This window comes from Glutamicibacter sp. AGC46 (genome assembly GCF_053543715.1).
This window is the reverse complement of the sequence record NZ_JBLVOJ010000001.1, coordinates 1-18,165: the sequence shown is the minus strand read 5'-3', so window position 1 is coordinate 18,165 and position 18,165 is coordinate 1. Positions and strand designations below refer to the sequence as shown.

The 18,165-nt window shown below is 58.1% G+C and carries 18 protein-coding genes; 8 read left to right on the top strand and 10 right to left on the bottom strand.

Annotation, left to right across the window (positions count from 1 at the left end):
* Positions 1-486 precede the first annotated feature (486 nt).
* From ACNPM8_RS00090 to ACNPM8_RS00080, 3 genes are all read left to right on the top strand, one after another.
* Positions 487-1,113 (top strand): hypothetical protein, encoded by a 627-nt coding sequence (locus tag ACNPM8_RS00090; protein ID WP_448938981.1) that lies wholly within the window; start codon positions 487-489, stop codon positions 1,111-1,113.
* A 10-nt stretch (positions 1,114-1,123) separates the two neighbouring features.
* Positions 1,124-1,333, top strand: a complete 210-nt coding sequence (locus ACNPM8_RS00085; RefSeq protein WP_332731465.1) for a hypothetical protein — start codon at positions 1,124-1,126, stop codon at positions 1,331-1,333.
* A gap of 324 nt (positions 1,334-1,657) precedes the next feature.
* Complete coding sequence (locus ACNPM8_RS00080) at positions 1,658-2,482, top strand: hypothetical protein (RefSeq protein WP_332731464.1); 825 nt, start codon at positions 1,658-1,660, stop codon at positions 2,480-2,482.
* 80 nt (positions 2,483-2,562) lie between these two features.
* Here the strand turns inward: ACNPM8_RS00080 and ACNPM8_RS00075 are convergent, their stop codons facing one another.
* The 8 genes from ACNPM8_RS00075 to ACNPM8_RS00040 all read right to left on the bottom strand — a co-directional run bounded on the left by ACNPM8_RS00075 (position 2,563) and on the right by ACNPM8_RS00040 (position 12,687).
* Positions 2,563-3,201 (bottom strand): hypothetical protein, encoded by a 639-nt coding sequence (locus tag ACNPM8_RS00075; protein WP_402735321.1) that lies wholly within the window; start codon positions 3,199-3,201, stop codon positions 2,563-2,565.
* Positions 3,198-4,958 carry a type IV secretory system conjugative DNA transfer family protein gene (locus ACNPM8_RS00070; protein ID WP_402735322.1) on the bottom strand — a complete coding sequence of 587 codons (1,761 nt, stop codon included), beginning with the start codon at positions 4,956-4,958 and terminating at the stop codon, positions 3,198-3,200. Before ACNPM8_RS00070 ends, ACNPM8_RS00075 begins: the two co-directional genes overlap by 4 nt.
* Positions 4,933-6,330, bottom strand: a complete 1,398-nt coding sequence (locus tag ACNPM8_RS00065; protein WP_448938980.1) for an ATP/GTP-binding protein — start codon at positions 6,328-6,330, stop codon at positions 4,933-4,935. The genes ACNPM8_RS00070 and ACNPM8_RS00065 overlap by 26 nt, the downstream gene beginning before the upstream one ends.
* Before the next feature lie 233 nt (positions 6,331-6,563).
* Positions 6,564-8,186, bottom strand: coding sequence for a hypothetical protein (locus ACNPM8_RS00060; RefSeq protein WP_402735324.1), 1,623 nt, complete (start codon positions 8,184-8,186; stop codon positions 6,564-6,566).
* Positions 8,187-8,195: 9 nt separating this feature from the next.
* Positions 8,196-10,280, bottom strand: coding sequence for a hypothetical protein (locus tag ACNPM8_RS00055; protein WP_402735325.1), 2,085 nt, complete (start codon positions 10,278-10,280; stop codon positions 8,196-8,198).
* Positions 10,277-11,032 (bottom strand): hypothetical protein, encoded by a 756-nt coding sequence (locus ACNPM8_RS00050; protein WP_402735326.1) that lies wholly within the window; start codon positions 11,030-11,032, stop codon positions 10,277-10,279. The genes ACNPM8_RS00055 and ACNPM8_RS00050 overlap by 4 nt, the downstream gene beginning before the upstream one ends.
* Positions 11,032-11,379, bottom strand: coding sequence for a hypothetical protein (locus tag ACNPM8_RS00045; RefSeq protein WP_402735327.1), 348 nt, complete (start codon positions 11,377-11,379; stop codon positions 11,032-11,034). Before ACNPM8_RS00045 ends, ACNPM8_RS00050 begins: the two co-directional genes overlap by 1 nt.
* A 3-nt stretch (positions 11,380-11,382) precedes the next feature.
* Entirely contained in the window at positions 11,383-12,687 is a 1,305-nt protein-coding gene (locus ACNPM8_RS00040) for a MinD/ParA family ATP-binding protein (protein WP_448938979.1), read from the bottom strand.
* 89 nt (positions 12,688-12,776) lie between these two features.
* On the opposite strand from ACNPM8_RS00040, the gene ACNPM8_RS00035 reads away from it, so the two are divergent.
* Together ACNPM8_RS00035 and ACNPM8_RS00030 are read left to right on the top strand one after the other, a co-directional pair.
* Positions 12,777-13,295, top strand: coding sequence for a hypothetical protein (locus ACNPM8_RS00035; protein WP_448938978.1), 519 nt, complete (start codon positions 12,777-12,779; stop codon positions 13,293-13,295).
* Positions 13,295-14,497, top strand: coding sequence for a M23 family metallopeptidase (locus tag ACNPM8_RS00030; RefSeq protein WP_448938977.1), 1,203 nt, complete (start codon positions 13,295-13,297; stop codon positions 14,495-14,497). The genes ACNPM8_RS00035 and ACNPM8_RS00030 overlap by 1 nt, the downstream gene beginning before the upstream one ends.
* Here the strand turns inward: ACNPM8_RS00030 and ACNPM8_RS00025 are convergent.
* Together ACNPM8_RS00025 and ACNPM8_RS00020 are read right to left on the bottom strand one after the other, a co-directional pair.
* Complete coding sequence (locus tag ACNPM8_RS00025; RefSeq protein ID WP_448938540.1) at positions 14,481-15,215, bottom strand: hypothetical protein; 735 nt, start codon at positions 15,213-15,215, stop codon at positions 14,481-14,483. The two genes, ACNPM8_RS00030 and ACNPM8_RS00025, sit on opposite strands and share 17 nt — an antisense overlap.
* Positions 15,216-15,220: 5 nt before the next feature.
* The gene (locus ACNPM8_RS00020) at positions 15,221-15,913 is read right to left on the bottom strand and encodes a hypothetical protein (RefSeq protein WP_448938976.1); all 693 of its coding nucleotides are present in this window, start codon (positions 15,911-15,913) and stop codon (positions 15,221-15,223) included.
* A 492-nt stretch (positions 15,914-16,405) separates the two neighbouring features.
* Here ACNPM8_RS00020 and ACNPM8_RS00015 point away from each other — a divergent pair, with 492 nt between their 5' ends.
* The 3 genes from ACNPM8_RS00015 (at position 16,406) to ACNPM8_RS00005 (ending at position 18,141) form a co-directional block, all read left to right on the top strand.
* A complete protein-coding gene (locus ACNPM8_RS00015; RefSeq protein WP_448938975.1) occupies positions 16,406-16,993 on the top strand; it encodes a helicase associated domain-containing protein in 588 nt (195 codons plus the stop codon).
* 444 nt (positions 16,994-17,437) lie between these two features.
* Positions 17,438-17,770 carry a PadR family transcriptional regulator gene (locus ACNPM8_RS00010; RefSeq protein WP_448938974.1) on the top strand — a complete coding sequence of 111 codons (333 nt, stop codon included), beginning with the start codon at positions 17,438-17,440 and terminating at the stop codon, positions 17,768-17,770.
* A 2-nt stretch (positions 17,771-17,772) separates the two neighbouring features.
* Complete coding sequence (locus ACNPM8_RS00005) at positions 17,773-18,141, top strand: hypothetical protein (RefSeq protein ID WP_448938973.1); 369 nt, start codon at positions 17,773-17,775, stop codon at positions 18,139-18,141.
* The last annotated feature ends 24 nt before the right edge of the window (positions 18,142-18,165 follow it).

The following is an 18,165-nucleotide window of genomic DNA, read 5'->3' as shown; positions in this document are numbered from 1 at the left end:
CCCTCTCACCCCAGAAATGGGATTCATGGAAACGCTCGATTGACGCAATGGTGGTCCCTTAGGGTTCTTCGTATGCTCGATAGGCACACCAAAATCTGAGTTCGTTGTCAATGGCCCTAGAGCCCTGTCTGTCAGGGCAAATGCATCTATGCAACACACACCCGCAGCACAAGACCCACCAGAGTAGCGTCCTCAAAAGAAAACTCCGCGACCACGAGCAGGCAAACGCAAGTGTTAGAAACGTACCTAGCGACGTCACAAGAAAGTCGCACGCGCTGAACCGTTCGGAATTAAAACGGAAGCTTCCCCTCCTACTAAAGTATGATTTACAAGCAGATTCGTCTTCACTACCGTGTAATTTATCGGTTAGTAAGAGAAAAATAGTCGTCCGCTCAATTGATCTTTTCTCGAACTCTCGCAGAAAGCATCGGTTGTAGGAAGCTTCAGCCGATTATCATCACTGTTACACTCAATGAGGAGTACCCGATGTTCAAGAAAAGTACGGTTATGTTGTGCTCCGCAACTCTGGTCGGTGCCTTGCTTGCAGGAGTTCCGTCCGGTGCGTTCGCTGCCTCTCAGCAAAGCACTGGAACTATTGCTGCTTCTGTAGCTGTTGACTCGTCAGGTGAAATTAGCCAGAAGGAAATGGAACAGCTGGAAAAAGACGTGGAGACTCTGTTCACGCGCTATATCCAGATGGATTCTTCGGGTCAGTTCTTTGTGAACACAAAGAATCTTGCTGAGGATGGGGTTCAGGACAGGACAGCTGAGTTACGTATGTTGAGCGACTCGTTAAACCTGATGGCTGAGAAAGAATCTGAGCAAGCAACTAACGAGATTGAGCGCCGTACTCCTGGGAAAACACTCCAGCCCTACGGATCGACAGAATTCGCAAAGTGCGTAATTTTGAACGGTTTGGGCATCCCCGCTCTAGGTGGATCTCCGGGCATCATTTCAGCTATAAAACTCGGAATCAGCTCTTGGAACTGGGGAATTGCGGCAAAAGCAGTTGCTAAGTTCCTAGGCCCTGCTGTCGTAAAGTCTTTGGGCGGTCCTGTGGGGATTGGCGTGGCGCTGGGATGGGGCGCATGGAGTTGCCGCGGCAAACTATAAAGGAGTTGAAATGGAAAATTCTGCTCGCTCAAGTAGAGCGCTAAAAACTGTCCTGACCTTTGTATGGGTTCTGCTAGTTGCTCGAATCATTACTGGTCTGACGATTTCACATGATCTTTCTTCAATGCAGGCGTGGTTCTCGGTTCAGGCTTGGATTGCACCTTTAGGGTTTGCTGTCATCGGCACTGTTATCTATTGGAAGAACTCTGCGAATAAATAATTCGCAGGATCTAGGACGCTTGATGACTGCTAGGAAAACTTTTCTAGCGGTCGTCGAGCGTCCTTTCTCGGCTACCTAAGAATTCTCTCCTAGTACGTGAATATGGTTGCTTGCGAGCAAACCTGGCTACGGACTGCGGGCAAAGTTCAGGGACCCCCGTCTAATGTGATCAAAGCGGGCCGTACTTGGCCATGAAGCGTCTGTAGATAAAAAGAAGCCCCATACCGCTTGGCGGTACGAGGACTTCCCAATGATATATGCACGGATCACAATCCCAACTTATACAAGTTAGGCGGTCCAGCTTCTGTCTAATATTCTACTTTGGTGACCCCAACGAATCAACTAGCGGATTTTGGTAGCTTCCTGGCCGGCGCTCGGTTTCAAACCTACTTGGATTGCTGCCAGGACGACCGCAAATTAGCTTTAGCTACCTACACGTGGAACTCAAAGCTCGCGGCGGAACTTTCACGAGTTCTGGGACACGTTGAAGTTGTCCTCCGCCATGCGATGGATCTGCAACTTCGTATCTGGAATTCGGCCCAACCTCTCACCCTCGGGCAGCCGAACTCTAACGATGCTCGTCAACGCAACGGCGGCAATTCCGAAGAGTGGCTCAAGCACCCGGCGCCGCTGTTGTTCAAACTCGTCAATACGAGAACGCGCAAGGGCAAAATCTTGTCAACCTACGAGGGTGCCTTGCGGCGGGCTATTGACGGAAGCAACGAAAGAGACCCAGCCCACCCCAGGCATGGAGCCCACATCACGCACGATGACATCATCGCACACACCACCTTTGGTTTTTGGCTGCATTTATTGCCCAACCCCAAGCATCGACACACTCCGCTGTCCCAGCTCAGCCAGCAGGAACGGACGAAAGAGCTGGCCGCTAGACGACTTTGGTCTGAAGCCCTGTCCAAAGCCTTCCCAGGCCTGAGCAACGTCTACGTGGTTCAGTACTACCTTCAGAGGGCGCACGCCTTGCGAAACCGCATTGCTCATCACGAACCACTGTTGAATACCGACGCGAAATCATACTTCAGAACCTCCACCCGGCTGCTACACGGAATTAGCCCGGCGGTCGGCAGCTGGGTCGGTGCTACCGCCGAAGTCGTGCAGATCCTCAGAAAACGACCAACCGGGAATTCATGAAAGCAAAACCCTGCGGATGCTATCCCGCAGGGTTCCAGCTTCCTAGCAGGGTCTCGCCCCTAACTTCTGGGATGATCGTTTTACTGCTGTGGCTCCCCGACGGGGCCAGGTTCTAGGTCGGGTTCCTTTGAATCATCTGGCTTTTCCAGGGGATACGCTTCGGCGAGCCACTGTGCGAAGTCATCCTGGAGAGCTTCGGGGACTGGATCCATTCGCTCAGGTGTGCGGTGCTCACGTCGGCAGCCGGCCATCCCTCCCTTATCTGCTGGCGCGTTCACGATATCCAGGACGTCGGGCAGGCAGCGCAGGTTCCAATACACCAGATCACTATTCGGAGTCTCGGACCCGTAGTTCGCCGCCGTCCACGACGTATATAACCCGACCACGTGCGCGACGACGTTCGGGTGGAGGAACCAGCAGGTGGGGATCATGTTCGTGCTTTGCCCGGCTCCGTAGGTTGCGTTCATCCAGGGCAGCCACTGGTTGATCTCAGTGAGCAGCTCCGAGATTTGCTTCGGGTTGGCCGTATAGAGGTTCCAAGGTGCTACCTCTTGTTCGGGTCTTATGTTGGTGAGTCGTTCCAGCTGGTTCGTGAGTTCCACAAGAACTGTTTCTTGTGCGGCGAGGCCTTGCTCGACTTTTTCTTGCCGTTCGATCAGCGGCTCAACCAGCGGAACGATCAGCTCGAGGACATCATCGGTGGGTTGCGTATCGCTCATCGCGCACCGCCAAGGGTTTCTGCCGGATCGCTACCTGCCAGGGTTTGGGTGGGTTCGTGGAAGATCTTGCCGCACCTGCGCAACGTCTGCTCCTTCATCTCATTCAGCTCCTGGTGGTCTTTGCGCTGCCACACCATCTCGGTATGCACCACATGCGGCGGCAGATTCCGATACACCGCGGTGGCCTGCCCGAAGCGCAGATGCTTGAGCTCTTCAGCGCGCACGATCGCTTTCTCCTCGGAACTAGTGGTCCTCGAGCCTCCACTCTTGCTAGAAGAATGGCTGATGCGTGCCTTATTTCGGACGCCCATGTCGTTGGCGTAGGTCTTCAGGTCTTCGCTGTTGATGCCGGGGAATATCAGCTTCAAGCTCGCGTTGGATTCGATGGTTTTCGCTTCTTCCTTGCCCCAGCGTGCTTCGTTCTGGATGAAGGATTGGCTGATGCCGATCACTTGGATGCCCCGTCCGCCGGTATCAGTGATCAGTTCGCTCATGTTGCTGAATGCGGCAACGTTTGGTGCTTCGTCCAGGACCATGCGGAAGACAGGCCAGAGCCGGCCGGAGGCGAACTGGCTGGATTTGCGGCGAGCTGCCCGATAGACCTGGTCAGCGAACATCGTGCTCAAAGTCCCCAGCGGGGATTTTTCCCCGTCAACCACGATGTGCAGGGTGTTCGGCCCTTCAAGGAACGTGTTGATGTCGAAGGCTTCCTCCTTGCGGAATCGGAATTGCGAGAGCACTTTCTCGGTGACCAAGGGTTCGGCTAGGGAGAGGAGGGTGGCTTTGATGGAGTCTTCGGTTTCGCCGGCCCGTGATTCGGTGCGCTCACGCAGGGGTTGGATGAAGGCCCTGGATTTGTGGTGGTCTTCGAGGATGGTGATGGGTTCGGGGTTGTGGGAGTCGAAGATCCACATGAGCAGGTCATCCATGGTGCAGTCTTCCAGTGCGGCGGCGTGCAGGAGCCGGCCGAGGACGGTGCCGGCTTTGGCGCTGAACCATGACCCGTTTTTGGTGCCTTCCATCGGGGCGGCGTTCGCCCAGGCTTTGCCGCGCTCGAGGGCTTCGTCTTCGTCTTCGCACCCGTAGATGGGTGTCCAGTTCACCCTGGTCGGCCAGCCGGTGATGTTTTCCCAGTCGCACACAAATACGTGCCCTTGTTTTTCCCGGGCAATGGCGGTCCAGGCGACCACATCGGGTTTCGTGGAGGTGGCTAGGACGGGGCCTGGGGCGTTGAGGATCATGGGGATGACGATGCTGGAGGTTTTGCCGCCGCGGGCTGGGGCGTAGACCCACATGCTGTCTTCCAGTTGGATATACAGCGGGGTTTTCTTCGACGCATTGGCATAGACGGCCAGGGCGATGAATGCTTCGGCGGTCTTCTTCGTGACCTGCGCCCCATAGATTTGGCGGGCTTTGCGCCAGGCGGAGGTGAAGCCCATCATTGACGTAATCGCGGCCCCTTGTGGGGTGAATTTCTCAGCCTCGTCCCGCGAGCTTCCCCAGATTTCGGTGAACAGCACATATGCCACGATCAGTAGGGCTGCGAAGCCGCCGAGGATGAACCAGGACGCGGTCGGCCAGGCGAGGTTCTTGTCGATGGCGGCTTGGACCAGTTCCATGGGGTTCCACGAGATCCCGGTGCCGGTGGGGGTGAGTCGTTCGCCCCAGTTCAACGCCACCAAGGCCAGCCCGGCGAGGGCGGCGATGATCAGCCAGGCGGGGATTTCGCGGTTACGCTGCGTGGGGTTCGAGCTCATCGGTGATCACCTCGTTCATTTTCTGGGCGGTGAGGGCCTTGTCGGTGTCGGTGAGGATTTTCTCCACGTCGCTGCGCAGGTGCTCGACCTCGAACGGAGCTTCGTTGCCGATCTTCATCAGGCACGTGCCAGTCGCCAAGTTCAGGATCGTGCCATAACTGGAAGCGGGCAGGTCGAACATTTCCACTGCAGCCCGCGCATCCGGGGCTTTCTTCTGCTGATACACCAAAACGGTGTCGCATTCCTTGATGATCGCCTCAGCTTCGGTGCCGGGCGGGATGTCTGAGACGTGGTGGAACATGAACCAGTTCGACAGGCCGATGGCGCGGGAGACTTTCTGGTTGCGGCGGATGACTTTGGCGACGGAGGTTTGGACGACGTGCCAGGCTTCTTCGACGATGAAGTGGGTTTGGCGCCGGTTCTTGGCCCGGAAGAGCCGGTTGGTCATCCACGTGTTGATCACGGTCATGATGATCGCCAACGCCGGCCCGGTCTCTGGCAACTGGGAGACATCGAAGACGGTCAACCCGTCAGCCAACACGACGTTTTCTGAGGTTTCGCCGTCGATTAGGCCGGAGAGGTCTTCATCGACGAACCGTTCCAGTTCGAATGCCAGATCGTACCCCCATTCGCGCAAGACTGTCCGTTCGATCTGCAGTTCCTCGCAGTCAATCGGGGAGGGGTCGAGCATGCGGGCGATGACCAAGCCGATGGTGGGGGTACGGCCAGCAGCGCGGGTTTCTTTCAGCACGCGGTGGTGGGCAGTGCGCATGGCTTTGCCTTCGCGGGAGGAGACAGGCCGGCCGAGGACTTCGGTGGCAACCGCGCGCAATAGCTGAGCTTGGCTTGGTGGGGCTTCGGAGCCGTTGGTTCGGGTGTCTTCGACTTCAGGGGAGATGGCCGGGTCGAAGATGTTCAGGCAGGCGCCGCCTCCACCGATTTTGAAGGTGATCGGCTCGCGCCCGAAGAATCGGGACAGGGCTGCGTATTCGCCTTCTTCCGGGTTGGAGTCCGAGGGTTTCTTGTCGACGACGATGACGTTGCGGTTCAAGATCAGCGGGCGCAGGCAGCCCCAGGTTTTGCCGCCGGAGCTTTTGGCGGAGCCGAGGTCGCCGATGAGAATGACGTTGGCGTTGTTCACGGTGTTCGGGTAGGCGAAGATCGGGTCGTGCATGACACCCCACCCTGATTCCAGGTCCAAGCCGAAGAGTAGGCCTTTGTAGGAGGTGGGAGACCAGGGGACGGCGAGGTTGCTGATCTCTGTTTGCCGGGTGGTGCTGATTCCGCCTTCAGGTGCCGGGTCGTAGAGGCCGTAGGCGGATCCGGTGCGGGAACGGCGGCCAGCGTCCCAGGACACGTCCGGGCGGAACATGTCCGCGGGTGCCTGGGTGTAGCCATTTTGATTGCTTGCTAGTTTGCTCGTTTGTGTTCGAGCTAGTTTCCTGGCTTGCTTAGCGGCCCTCCGGTCCTTCCTCGAATGTTTCTTCGTGTCTCCTTGGCCGGCGACTGTGCTGGCAGGGGAGGTGGGACCGGATGCGGTCTTCCCAGATGTGCTGGCGTCTGCGGGGTTGGTGGTGGTGCTGGTTTTCTTGAAATATTTCATGATTAACGGATCCCTCGTCCTAGCGGCATCACGGCAGCCAACGCCATATGGTGGCGGTCATCGAGCCAGATCAGCCGCTCGATCCCGCAATCAGTGGCCACCGATTCAATCTGTGTGGACACAGCCAGCAGTTCTTCTTCGGACTGCACAGTGAAGCTCAGGTACGCACCCCATTTCACTCCGTGATGCCCGCTGCCGGGCATGAGGTCGGCGCCGCGCTGGTCCGAGGAGCTGGACATGACGTGTTCGGTGCCGTCGCTGACTTTGCCTTTCTCTGCATCGGATTTGCGCTTGGCCTTGTCACTGGTGCGATCAGAGACCGCTTGGGCACGGGCGGTGCGGGCATCGACAACTTCGTTGACCCACGACACCGAATGGATCACTGCGGGCACGATCCCGTTGACCAGCTGCCGCATGGATTGGACGGGAAGGGCGGAGCCGGCCATGAACCCATGGCGGGGAATGTAAGCCACTCGTGTGTAGGCATGGTTGTTCACCAGTACTGCTTTGGACGTTTTTGTGGCGTCCAGACGCTGCCAGACCGAACTGAGGTTTTGGTCTGGGTCGTCGATGCTGACCTCGTACGGGTCTTGTAGGTGGGAGAGGAGTGCTGCGGCCATGTTGGAGTTCACCGGCCGGAAACTGCGGATCGCTTTATGGGTGACTGCTTGGGACATCAGGGCGTGGGCTTCGCTGACGATCGCGTCATGCACCGCCCGCGGGCCAGGGGTTTGGGCGGTGATGGCGCGCTGCAGTGCGGCGAGGTTGTCGAAGCGCAGCACCCAGTAGGAGCGGTGCTGTTCGGCCTTCTGCTCCACATCCAGGCATAGCTCTTGGTAGGAGCGGACCAGGTGGTCATGGGCTTGGGGGTGGACGTAGTCAGAGAGCCAGGAAATGTGGTCGGTGATGTCCAAGGGGACGGAGCGGGTGAAGCTTTGGATGTGGGAGATGGCGCTGGTGCGCCGCGCTGCCCGGGCGAGGACTTTGCCGAATCCGATGAACGGGATGTCTTCGATGTCTTCTTCCACGACACCGCCGGTGCTGCCGCGCACTTCGAAGATCGCGGTATAGAATACCGGGCTGGTGTTCGCATGCCTGAACACGGTGAGGCGTTCGCGGGTGTTGAAGGGGACTTCGGTGGCGCTCATCTTCCCGATCATCAACGGGGCCGGCTGGTCGGTGGCTTTGCGGCGTTGGGCCCTGCGCACTGCGAACCCTTTGGGGCGGGCAGTTTTCGGCTGGTTCGAAGTTTTCTGTTTGTTCTGTGTTCTCTGCTTATTTTGGGTGGCGTGCTGGTAGGTTCTCAGGCGCTCTGCGGCGATCTGTTCGTGGACGGGATCGAAGACATCGGTGCCGGTGGTTTTCTGCCAGATCCGGTAGGCCCGTTCGGCATAAATGGCTGCCAGGCTGCGGCCTTCATTGATGGCGGTGGGCATCGTAGTCAGGATGCTGGCCACGGCCACGAAGAGCGCCGCGACGAGGAAGAAGAAGCTGAACGATCCCAACATGACCAGGAACGCGGAGAGCGCGAGACCAATGAAGAGGAGGAGCTTTTCGGGCAGGGAACGGCCTGAGAGCAGTCCGCGGGACTTGAACTCACCGCCGAGGGCAACGTGACGAGTCATGAGGGTTGATCAGTCCTTAAACGAATCCCAGGTATCGGGGTCGGAGTCCTGTTGGGCGATGCGGGCTTGGGCTGCCGCGTTGGACATGGCGTAGCGGGCGTTGGCGAGCATCCCGACCTTGCCGGTGTGCAACGGCCGATACGCCTTGCTAGAGGTGGCATTGGTTGGAGAGTTAGGGCCTGCGGGCTGGGTTTGCCGGCCGGAAGCACCAGCAGCCTGGCCAGAAGTGCCAATACCGGCACTGTCGAAGGTCGGTTCTCCAGCAGAGCCACCTTCAGGATTGCGGCCTGAGGAACCCGTTGTCCTTGGAGCACCCGCGCCGCTGGAACCACTGGCATTTCCTGTGCTGCCTGTTCGGGGGCTGGTTGGCCGTTCCATGACCTCGGTCGGAGTACCCTGCCCAGGGCTGCCAGGCGACGACTGGCCACCAGAAGAACCCTGCGGCTGGCCAGCATCCGGGCCGCCGGACGCGCCGGCCCCTGAAGGTGGGGCTGAACCATCCTCACCGCCACGCGCAGCTGAAGATCCCTGGCTGGCAGCACCGGTACTTGCTGCTCCAGCACCTGCTGCAGTACCGCCGCCCGATGTACCGTTACCGGCCCGGGGGGCAGGCGAAGGTGTGCTGGAAGCATTGCCGCGGCGTGAGGAGATCGCGCGACGCACGGCTCCTGCGCCGGCACCGGCGAGTGAGCCGGCCATGCCACCTGCCGCAGCGCCGACACCAGCAGAAATTTCAGGGGAGATCCCGCCGAAGTTCGCTTCACGGCTTTGGATGATGGGCATCCACCGGAAGATCGCTGCGGGGGAAAGAACGATCAGCAGCATGATGAATGCGGTCGCTCCGAGGTTGCCCACATTGACCAGCACATCGTCGGTGCCTTCCTTGAACGCGGTCTGCGAGGCCAGGACCCCGAAGACGGCGCCCATGACGAGGAAGACCACGGGCTTGAGGATCAGCAGGGTGGCGAGGGTAGAAGCGATCTTCAGTACGTAGCGGCGGGTTTTCGGCGAGATGAGCATGCCGATCAGGGCGGCGATGGCCAGTCCCATGAGCTGCTGGAAGATCGGGATGAGCAGGAAGTAAATCATCAGGGCGATCGAGCCGATGAACAGCATCCCGAAGAAGATGATCGCCGCCAGCGGGCCGAACCAGCTGCTGGATTCCAAGGAAGCGAAGCGGGAGATCACGGTGATGAAATTACTGATCATTTCCGCGGACCAGTTAGTGGCCCCGGAGGTCAGTGGGGCGATGCGCTGCTGTATTTCGTTCATGGCCCACGGACCGTAGATCACCAGGAAGAGGCTGACCGGGAGGTAGTAGAGCAGGGAGTTGCTGAAGTCGTCGTCGCTGATCTCTCCGTTGCTGTGGTGCTTGAATAAGGTGAGCAGCATGATGGAGAGCCCGACGACGCCGATGCCTGCGTAGAGCGCCCAACGGTCTTTGAACTCTGGGCTGGAGGCGTCGAATTCGGTGGTGGAGGTGAGCTCTTCGAGGACTTTTGAGGTGAGTGCGATGGACTCTATTTTGCTGCTGTTGGCGACTTCTTCGAGTCCGCTTTTGGGGTCGGCAACGAAGTCGATGGTGTTGCCGATGGCATCCATGGCGTTCAGAACCGATCGGCCGATCTCGCTTTGGCCCATCCAATTTCTCAGAGTGCCTGAAGCCCACCCCATAAGGAAATCATTCGCTTGTTTCCTGATGCAGAAAGTAACGCTTTGCTGTCCCGCACCCGTGGAACTCAGGGCCTCGCACAAATCCATGGCTGGTTCCTGCTTGATGATCAGCGCGTCAGGGTCCGGATACATGGCGTGCAACGCATCGCGTGTCTGTTCTTCGCAGTTGCGGGCATCGAAGTTGAGGAAAGATTCCATCTTGCGGTAGTACGTGAAATTGCTGCATTCATCGGCGCCGATCTCCGTGATGATATCATGCAGCAAGGTGTTCTTATCGTCATCCGATAAGTTCTCGTACCTCTTGGCCTGGTCTTGGCTCAGAACTTCTGAGACATTTTCATCTGTTCCGGTGGCTTGGGCCGGGACTGCTAGACCTAGGGTGAGCAAGGCAGCGAAGATGGCGGTGAGCAACCGCCTCATCGTGCAAGCTCCATCCAACCATCACGGCTTAGCGGATTGCCTTGGGAGTCCACGAAAATTTGGTTCAGCAGATCGTTCGGCGATTCTGGAGCTTTCTCGCCGTCAGCAATGATCAATTGAGATTCTGCACGGACGGGCGTCGGCGAGAGATCGAGCTTCCAATCATTGCCTTCCCACACCAAAGCTTGGTTCTGAGTGCGGTATTCGATCGAGGGGCCGATAGTTTTCCCATCCAGCTCGAGCCCTGGATCGTCGATCTCGAGTGCCACGGCGATGTTTGCTGATTTTCCTGGTTCGCAGTTCTCGACCTTGTAGATCGCCGGAGAGATCAGGCTGCTTTCTGCTGAAGCTGAATTATCGGAGACCAGTGAGGCTGTGGCGTTGATGTACTTCGTGTTGTACTCGCCCGAAGTGGTGATCTGCTGAAGCGTTGCCTTCTGGTTCTTCCAGTTTTCAGGGGAGTAGGAATCGGCCGCCACATAGTTCACTGCAGCGCGGACGGCGTCTTCACACGAAGCCGTGTATCCGATAGGGGTTTTGCCGTCGGGTGCGGTCTTGGTTCCGCCTTCAGCGAGGCGGATGCTGGAGATTGGGAACCCGTACTCGCTGGCTTTGGCTGGTGTGGTGGGGGTGGTGGCCGCCGAAGAATCGGGTTGATCCTGATCTTGGGACATGAGGACGCTGGCTACCACGACGAGGGCTATGGCCACCACAGCGACGATGAGGACAATAATTCTCCGACGGCTGGTCATTAGAGCATCCCCGCCAATTTCAGGACCGCACCGATGATGACACCGAACGCGGCAACCGCGACCAGGGCAATGCCACGGCGTTTCATCTCATCGGTATGCTCACCGAGCTCTTCGTAGTGGCCTTGCTTTTTCGCACCGGCGAACTTGCCAAGACTGGTCAGCAGCTTCACGGCCACATAGATCAGCACGACGCCCCAGATGACGCCGAGGATGATGCCCAGTGCGCTGTCGAATCCATCGCCCAAAGGCGAGATGTCGGGGGAGACGCCCTCGAACGGGTTTTTCACGGTCGTGGATTCTTTTTGTTCCGCGACGATGCTGGGCGCGGTGTGTACTGGTGCGAACACGGGTTAGTTCTCCTTGGTGTTTCGGGGGGTCGTGTCGTTAGAGGCTGAGCGGAAGAGTCCGGCGCTGACGGCAGCGGCGACTTTCTCGAAGGCGCGCACTGACTCGTCAGTGGCTAGCTGCCAGTCGATCAGCCCGTTCGTGTCCAGGGCCGGTTCATAGGGGATGGCTAGGAATGTTGCGGTCTCGCCGAGGGCTTGTTCGAGCATCTGGCGCAGTTCTTTGCGGCGCTCCGCGGCCACGGCCCGACGGTGGGATCCTGGGGTGATGACCAGGACCGCATGCTCACACAGGCTGGCATAGTGCTGGTTTCCGGTGACTTGGGACATTGCCTGCAATTGTTCGACGGTGCGCAGGACAGAGACGACGGATTTGTCGTTGAGCTCGACGGGGAAGACGAGCTGGTCGGTGGCGTCGATGCCGGCGAGCCAGTTTTCGGCGCGGGTGTTGTTGCCGGTGTCCAGTACGACGATGTTCCAGAAGCGCTGGACGACTTCGAGCAGTTCGTTGAAGGTGGGGCGGGTGAGCATTTGCATCCGGTCTGGATCCTCATCGGAGGCCAGTACGCTGAAGCGGTTGTCTCCTTGTGGGCGGGTGTAGTACTGGACATCGCCGCTGCGGGTCCGTTCGCTTTTGAGCTGCTCGAGGGCATCGAGCAGGTCGATGATGGTCATGTTCGACCCGTTGGAACGGGTGCGGACCCCGAGGGTGCCCATGGTTTCGTTGTTGTCCATGGCCAGCACGTTGTGATCCGAGGTGTTGCCGATGGTGGAGGCCAGTGCGACGGTGAGAGAAGTTTTCCCTGCTCCACCGGCAGGTTGGGCGATGGTCACGGTGACCGGCCGCGGGTAGACCCGGCGGATTGAGGCGAGCGTGGCCCGGCGTGTCAGTTCTTGGGGTCCTGGTTTCGGGGCGATCAGCCCGCCAGTCCAAGTCCGGATCTTCTTCTGCCATCCTTCTTCGGCTGGCAACGGTGTTTCCAGGGCGTCGGAGCCGGTGATCGCACTGCTGAGCGATCCTGAGACCAGCGGTGTTCCTGAGACGAGCGGTGTCCCTGAATCCAGTAGTGTTCCTGATCCCTGAGTCGTCCCGGATGCCGGGGATGCCTGTGCGGAATCCGGATTCCCAGGAGCGTCAGCAGGATCTTGTCCCGCAGCGCTTGGGCTGGCAGTGCTCGAGCCAGGGGCTGGTCCGTCGCTGGCTGGTTGTTGGGTGGTTGCTTTGCTGGTGCCCTGTTCGGTGGGTGTTGGTTTCACCAGAAGGTCTGTTTTCATGCGGCGGCGTTCTTCGCCTGGCCAATCCCCGCTCATGCAGGTCCCCTTTCGTTCATCAAACCCATAGTATCAATTAGTATTGAAAATATAAGCTTCAATATAAAAAAATACTCAAGGGGGTTGCCATGAACCAGGGAATGCACCGCACCACGCGCCACACTAGGGAACACTCTCGCCGCCGTGCCGCCACGACAGGGCTCGTTCTGGCCTTAGCCAGTGCGCTGCTGGCGGGTTGCACACCGACCGAACCAGAAGGCACGCCGGGGGAGGAGAACGGGATCATGCACGACATCCACGCCTCCCCGGAACAATCAGCCATCGAAGAATGGAGCCCCCGGATCGCCCAAGAAGCCAGTGACGTGGCCACCAACGCCGCGACAGCCTACGCCCGCCCCGACCTGGAACAGTCCCAATGGTTTACCGGGCTGCGGCCCTACCTTTCGGACGACGCGCAACGCACCTTCCAGAACGTCTCGAACCTGAACATCACCGCCACCAAAGTCACCAGCACCGAGACGCCCGTCAAAGGACGGTCTGCGGCAATCGCCACCGTCACCGTGAATACCAACACCGGCTCCCTGGACTTCCTGCTGAGCCGGGCTGATGGTGAATGGGTCGTCGAAAAGATCACCAGCACCAAATGATGCGACGCTTCAGACTCATCAAAATCCTCGCCATCACCCTGATGATCTTCTTCGGCGGCATTTTCCTCTCTCTGACCATTCTCGGACCCCGGGACGCTGCGGATCCCCGGGCTATGGACTGCGACCCGAACAGCAGCATCGGGGAAAGCATCGACGTCACCCACCTGCCAACCACCCCAGTCGGCGACTACACCGGGAAGCAACTGGCGAACGCCGCGATTATCATCAACGAAGCTAGCACCGCAGGCCTGCCCCAACGTGCGGCCATCATCGGACTGATGACCTCCATTCAGGAAAGCAGCCTGACCATCCTGGCCAACGACGGGAGCTGGGAGTACCCGGAAGGTACCCGCATCATGACCGAAAACGAATGGGAACAAGCCAAAGAGGTGGCCGTGGCTTCCTTGGATGAACCGCATGAAGGCGTCGGGCACGCTTGGGATGCCATGGGCACCTTCCAGCAACGGCCCAGCGCCGACTGGGGCACTGTCGGACAGATCATGAACCCCGCCACCGCGTCCGCGACCTTCTTCGACCGCCTCCAGAACATTGACGGGTGGGACGAGCTGCCCTACGAGCAAGCCGCCGAAGCCGTCCAAGCCTCCGGCCTGCCTGATAACTACGCGCAACGCAGGGATGATGCAGAGCTGATCTATGCGGCGTTGCAAGGCGCAGAAGTCACTGATGCCGACCAAGATGAAGCCTATGTCTCGTGTGATGACGGGGCTGAGAGCCGCAACCCGAAAAGTAAAAACACTCCCGCGGACAATGACTCGGACTGGGTCTTCCCCTTGGAGACGTTGACGAAGATCTGGCACAACTACGGCGAATCCCGCGGCCCCTACCCGCACGCCGGCGAAGACTTTGCCGCCCCTGAGGACACCCCGATTTACGCGGCGGCCGCCGGGCAAGTCATCCGCGCCAGCTGCGATGACCTCGTTGTGGGCCGGTCGCCCTGCCAGATCGAAATCGACCACGGCATGCACGACGGCGCCCAGATCACGACCTTGTATGTTCACATGTTCCCGGATGATCTGATCGCGCACGTCGGCGATGAAGTTGAAGCAGGGGAGCAGATCGCCCAGGTGGGTACCAACGGCAACTCCACCGGATTCCATCTGCACTTCGAAGTATGGAAAGACGGGCAGATCACGAACCCGATGGAGCTGCTCGAGCAGCAAGGAGTCACGATGCCTGGATAAAGTCCCGCCGCTGCTGCCTCCGGCACAGCACCGCATCCACCAGCCCCAACGTCATGCCTACCAGGACACTGAAAATCGCAGGATAGATGAACAAGTCCGTAATCCAGCCCAGTTGCCGGTTCGCCAACTCGGCCAGATGCCCCAGCGGGGCGGCGATGACCAGGCCGAAGCCGAAGCCCATGAGCTTCTTGGAGTAGTACGGAATCCTGGATACCGACTCGGTAGCTGCCCTCATCAGCGGGGCCACCAGGAACGAGGAAACAATTGCCGGGTAGATATAGAGCGCGAGCTTATATAAGACCACCAGCGGGTTATCCCTGAACGCATTCAACCCAACGTCAGAATAGGAACTCCCACTGAACACGAACAGGACACCCATCAGGGCGGCAGAAGCCGGCAACGCGACAGTGGAGAGTTTCAGGATCTTGCTGGCGATCTCGGGACGGTTGATGCCATGGGAAATCTGTATGCCGCCACAGAAGAACACCAGCGCAATACCAATATGGGATACGAGGTTCGCAAAATTATGGGATCCCGCCAGGGAATCAACGAACTCATAGACCGGATCAACAGCCAAAGACAAGACGAGGGCCATGCCTAAATGGGTGAGCCACAACCAGAGATTCCCGATCCCTTGGATCAGGCGAGGAAGGCGGGCGATGAGGGCTGCGAGGAAACTGGTGGCAAGGATTGCAGACACCCAGCTCGAAACCGCCACATCATTCATCCTAAATGACGGTCGAAGCTCTCCCGGTCGCGTTCCTGCTTGCCCACCTGCTGCAAACGTTGCTCAGTGCAACTGAGCAAATGGCCGACCGGAACAGAATTAGCCCAAGTCGCACGGCAATTTTCAACCCAACCAGCTTCTTTCCCCGTGAGCACTTCAGAGATCACTAAAGCCGACACGCCCGGCCACCCAGCATGCTCACACACCGCCAGTGCCACATCTTCACGCAACCTGGTGCGCAGCATCTTCCATAGCGTTGGCTGATTCACTCCCAGCTCATCAGCAATCCTGGCACGCAACGCCCCGTCGTTGGCGAGGTTGAACCAATACAACGCCGCCAAATCATAGCTCTCAGGCCCGAGTTGGGTTTCGGTCACTGGCTGGTTTTCCAAACGTCCAGCACTGGCACGGAACAACCCTGGCGATGAAATGAAACCTGGCATCTCGCCGGTGGCAGGGGAGGAAGGAACAAGGTCAGCGAAGACAGCGAAGCGGCTGAGCTGGGTGAGCGGATCCAGGCCCAGGCCGCGGGAGATGGCAGCGATTGTTGCCGGGGCGACGTTGCCTCGAGCGAGCTGCTGCTTGACCCGCAACCGAGGCAGGTCTGCGAGGGCAGCAAAGCGCACGGAACTGGTGCCTGGAGAAACCTCATCCAGCCACGCTTGAACTTCATCGCGCCCTAGCTTCACTTACCGCTCATTCACTCACACCACAACAACATGCTCACACCGTGCCCCTGCGGCTCGGTGTTGTTGCCAACCTGTCTTAATTTATCGTGTCAGCAGTGCCTTTGAACCCAGTTTAGAGGTGGGGACAAGACACAATTCGGCCACAAAACACCGGACAACCAGAAAACCGGCGCCCAAGACTCTGCTATGGCAGGCGATCGTGCTGGCCGATGGATGCTTAACGAAGGTGTACTCGCGGTAGCCGAACAAAAGCGGAGGCTTGTCATAAGGGGCAAAGGGCAGGTACTCGAAGACACTGCTAGCTAGGACTGTCGGATCTCGGGAGAATGGAGCAGGAGAAGCCTCGACCGGTGCGTACGTAGCTCGCCCGAGCTGGCGGTCTTCGAGCTGCTGCAGGGCCAAACGCCGTACGGCTCTTCAAGTAGGCGGCTGTTGTGCAGTAGCTTTGTGTTCATGGTCGGTTGGGACGTCTCGAGGCACCCGGAATGGGACATGATGTTTACCGCGGGCCTTACCGCGCGCGAAATCGCCGACCTATGCAAACAAACCATCGCCACCGTGCACCTGCACCTGAAAAACCGCCAAAAAAACGACCCTGACTTCTTCACCAAACACACGGCAGCGCTAGAAGCTCGAGGGCCGCATCGCATCACAACAAATTGGCGAAGGCGAGTGAAAGAAGCACAATACTTCTATGCAGTGCTTGGGCGTCTCCCGCGCAGTACCGGGGATCCTGCCGAGCGGTCGCTGGCTGAGTGGGTCGCTGAGCAGCGTCGTCTCTTCGAGCGAAATGACCTGCTACAAGCAAAAATCGTACTGCTTGAATCTCTCCCAAACTGGAACGTCAGCGCACGGGTGCGAGAACGTGAAATGCAGTGGAAAAAGAACCTCTCACTCTTCATTGCTTTCGTAGATGCTGAACAGCGCATGCCCGGATACAGGTCCTACGCCACAGAAGAAGAGCATGCTCTGGGAGTATGGCTTCATAACCAGCATCAACGACGTACCGAGAACCGGCTCGAGCTATGGAAACTAGAGGCGCTCAACGAAGCGGTACCCGATTGGCGAAGCCGAAGCTAAGGCTGGAAGTACGCCCTCGTGCAAGTTATAGCTAGTAGCCGCTGACTAGTATGTGGGACTGCCGAAAATTCAGCTCTGTCCGTCTTCCGTTGCGTTCCCTGGCCTAATGCAGGTAGCACTCCGATGCTTTATCTACGAAGGATGCATCGTTATTCGCTTGGCATTGTATGCCCCGAAGGAGTGTAAGCCTGTGGGATACAAGCAAATTGAATTGGCCCGGGCGGGTAGGGCAGCGGGTGACAGATTCCCCATCATCAGCGGCTAGAGCTTCGTCCCACGGCTGTCTTGAGCTTATGGAATGAATGCCGACCAGCAATGGAATTATGGCAGATCTATCCGATCACAGCGCATAGTGGGACTCGCTTAGTTGTTTCGGGGCAGGCTCCCGCAGCCCTATGATTATTTAGATAGATTTTATACGTAGTTTCGGATATCATCATAGATATGAGCGTCAGACAGTGGAGGAACGATTTTGCGCGCAGCGCACTTCAGTACGCGGCGCTAGCTGTGATTGCCGAGGAAGACATTCATGGTTACGAGTTGATAGTGCGTTTGAGAGAGCATGGCTTTGGTGATGTGAAAGGCGGGGTTCTGTATCCGCTTCTTCGACGTTTTGAAGAGCAGGGAGCCCTTGAACATTATTGGGATACAACATCGCACGGTCCAGCTAAGAAAATGCTGAGGCTCACTGGTGAAGGCCGGGATGAACTTCTAGCCGCCGAACAGGCCTGGCAAGATATTTCGCGAAGTTTGTCGATGATCAACAAAAGGAGTTAGATATGCTCGACTATGGAACTCGTTTGAAAGCGGCATTGCGCTCCTACGGAGCTTCTGAGGAGATAATTCAAGGCGCGATCCTGGATTTAAAGGCCCACGGTACTGACTACGATCAGCTAGTTGAGGAGTTTGGCGAGCCGGAGGAATATGCCGAAGCATTAATGCCGAATGCGAAAGGGCGTTCCAGATCAGGGTTCATTGTCGCTGGCGCAGTGCTTGCTGTTTTGATATGGCTGGTCTTGCGGTTGGCTAAGGAGCGCGAATGGATGGCGTTCGAGCCTTATTGGAATTTCAGCTTACTCTTGAGCCTTGGTGCATTGATTCTCGGTATTGGTGCCGAGTTCCTGAGATACCTTCGATCAGGCAAGTGAAAGGCTCGACGTCCTGGTCCAGGA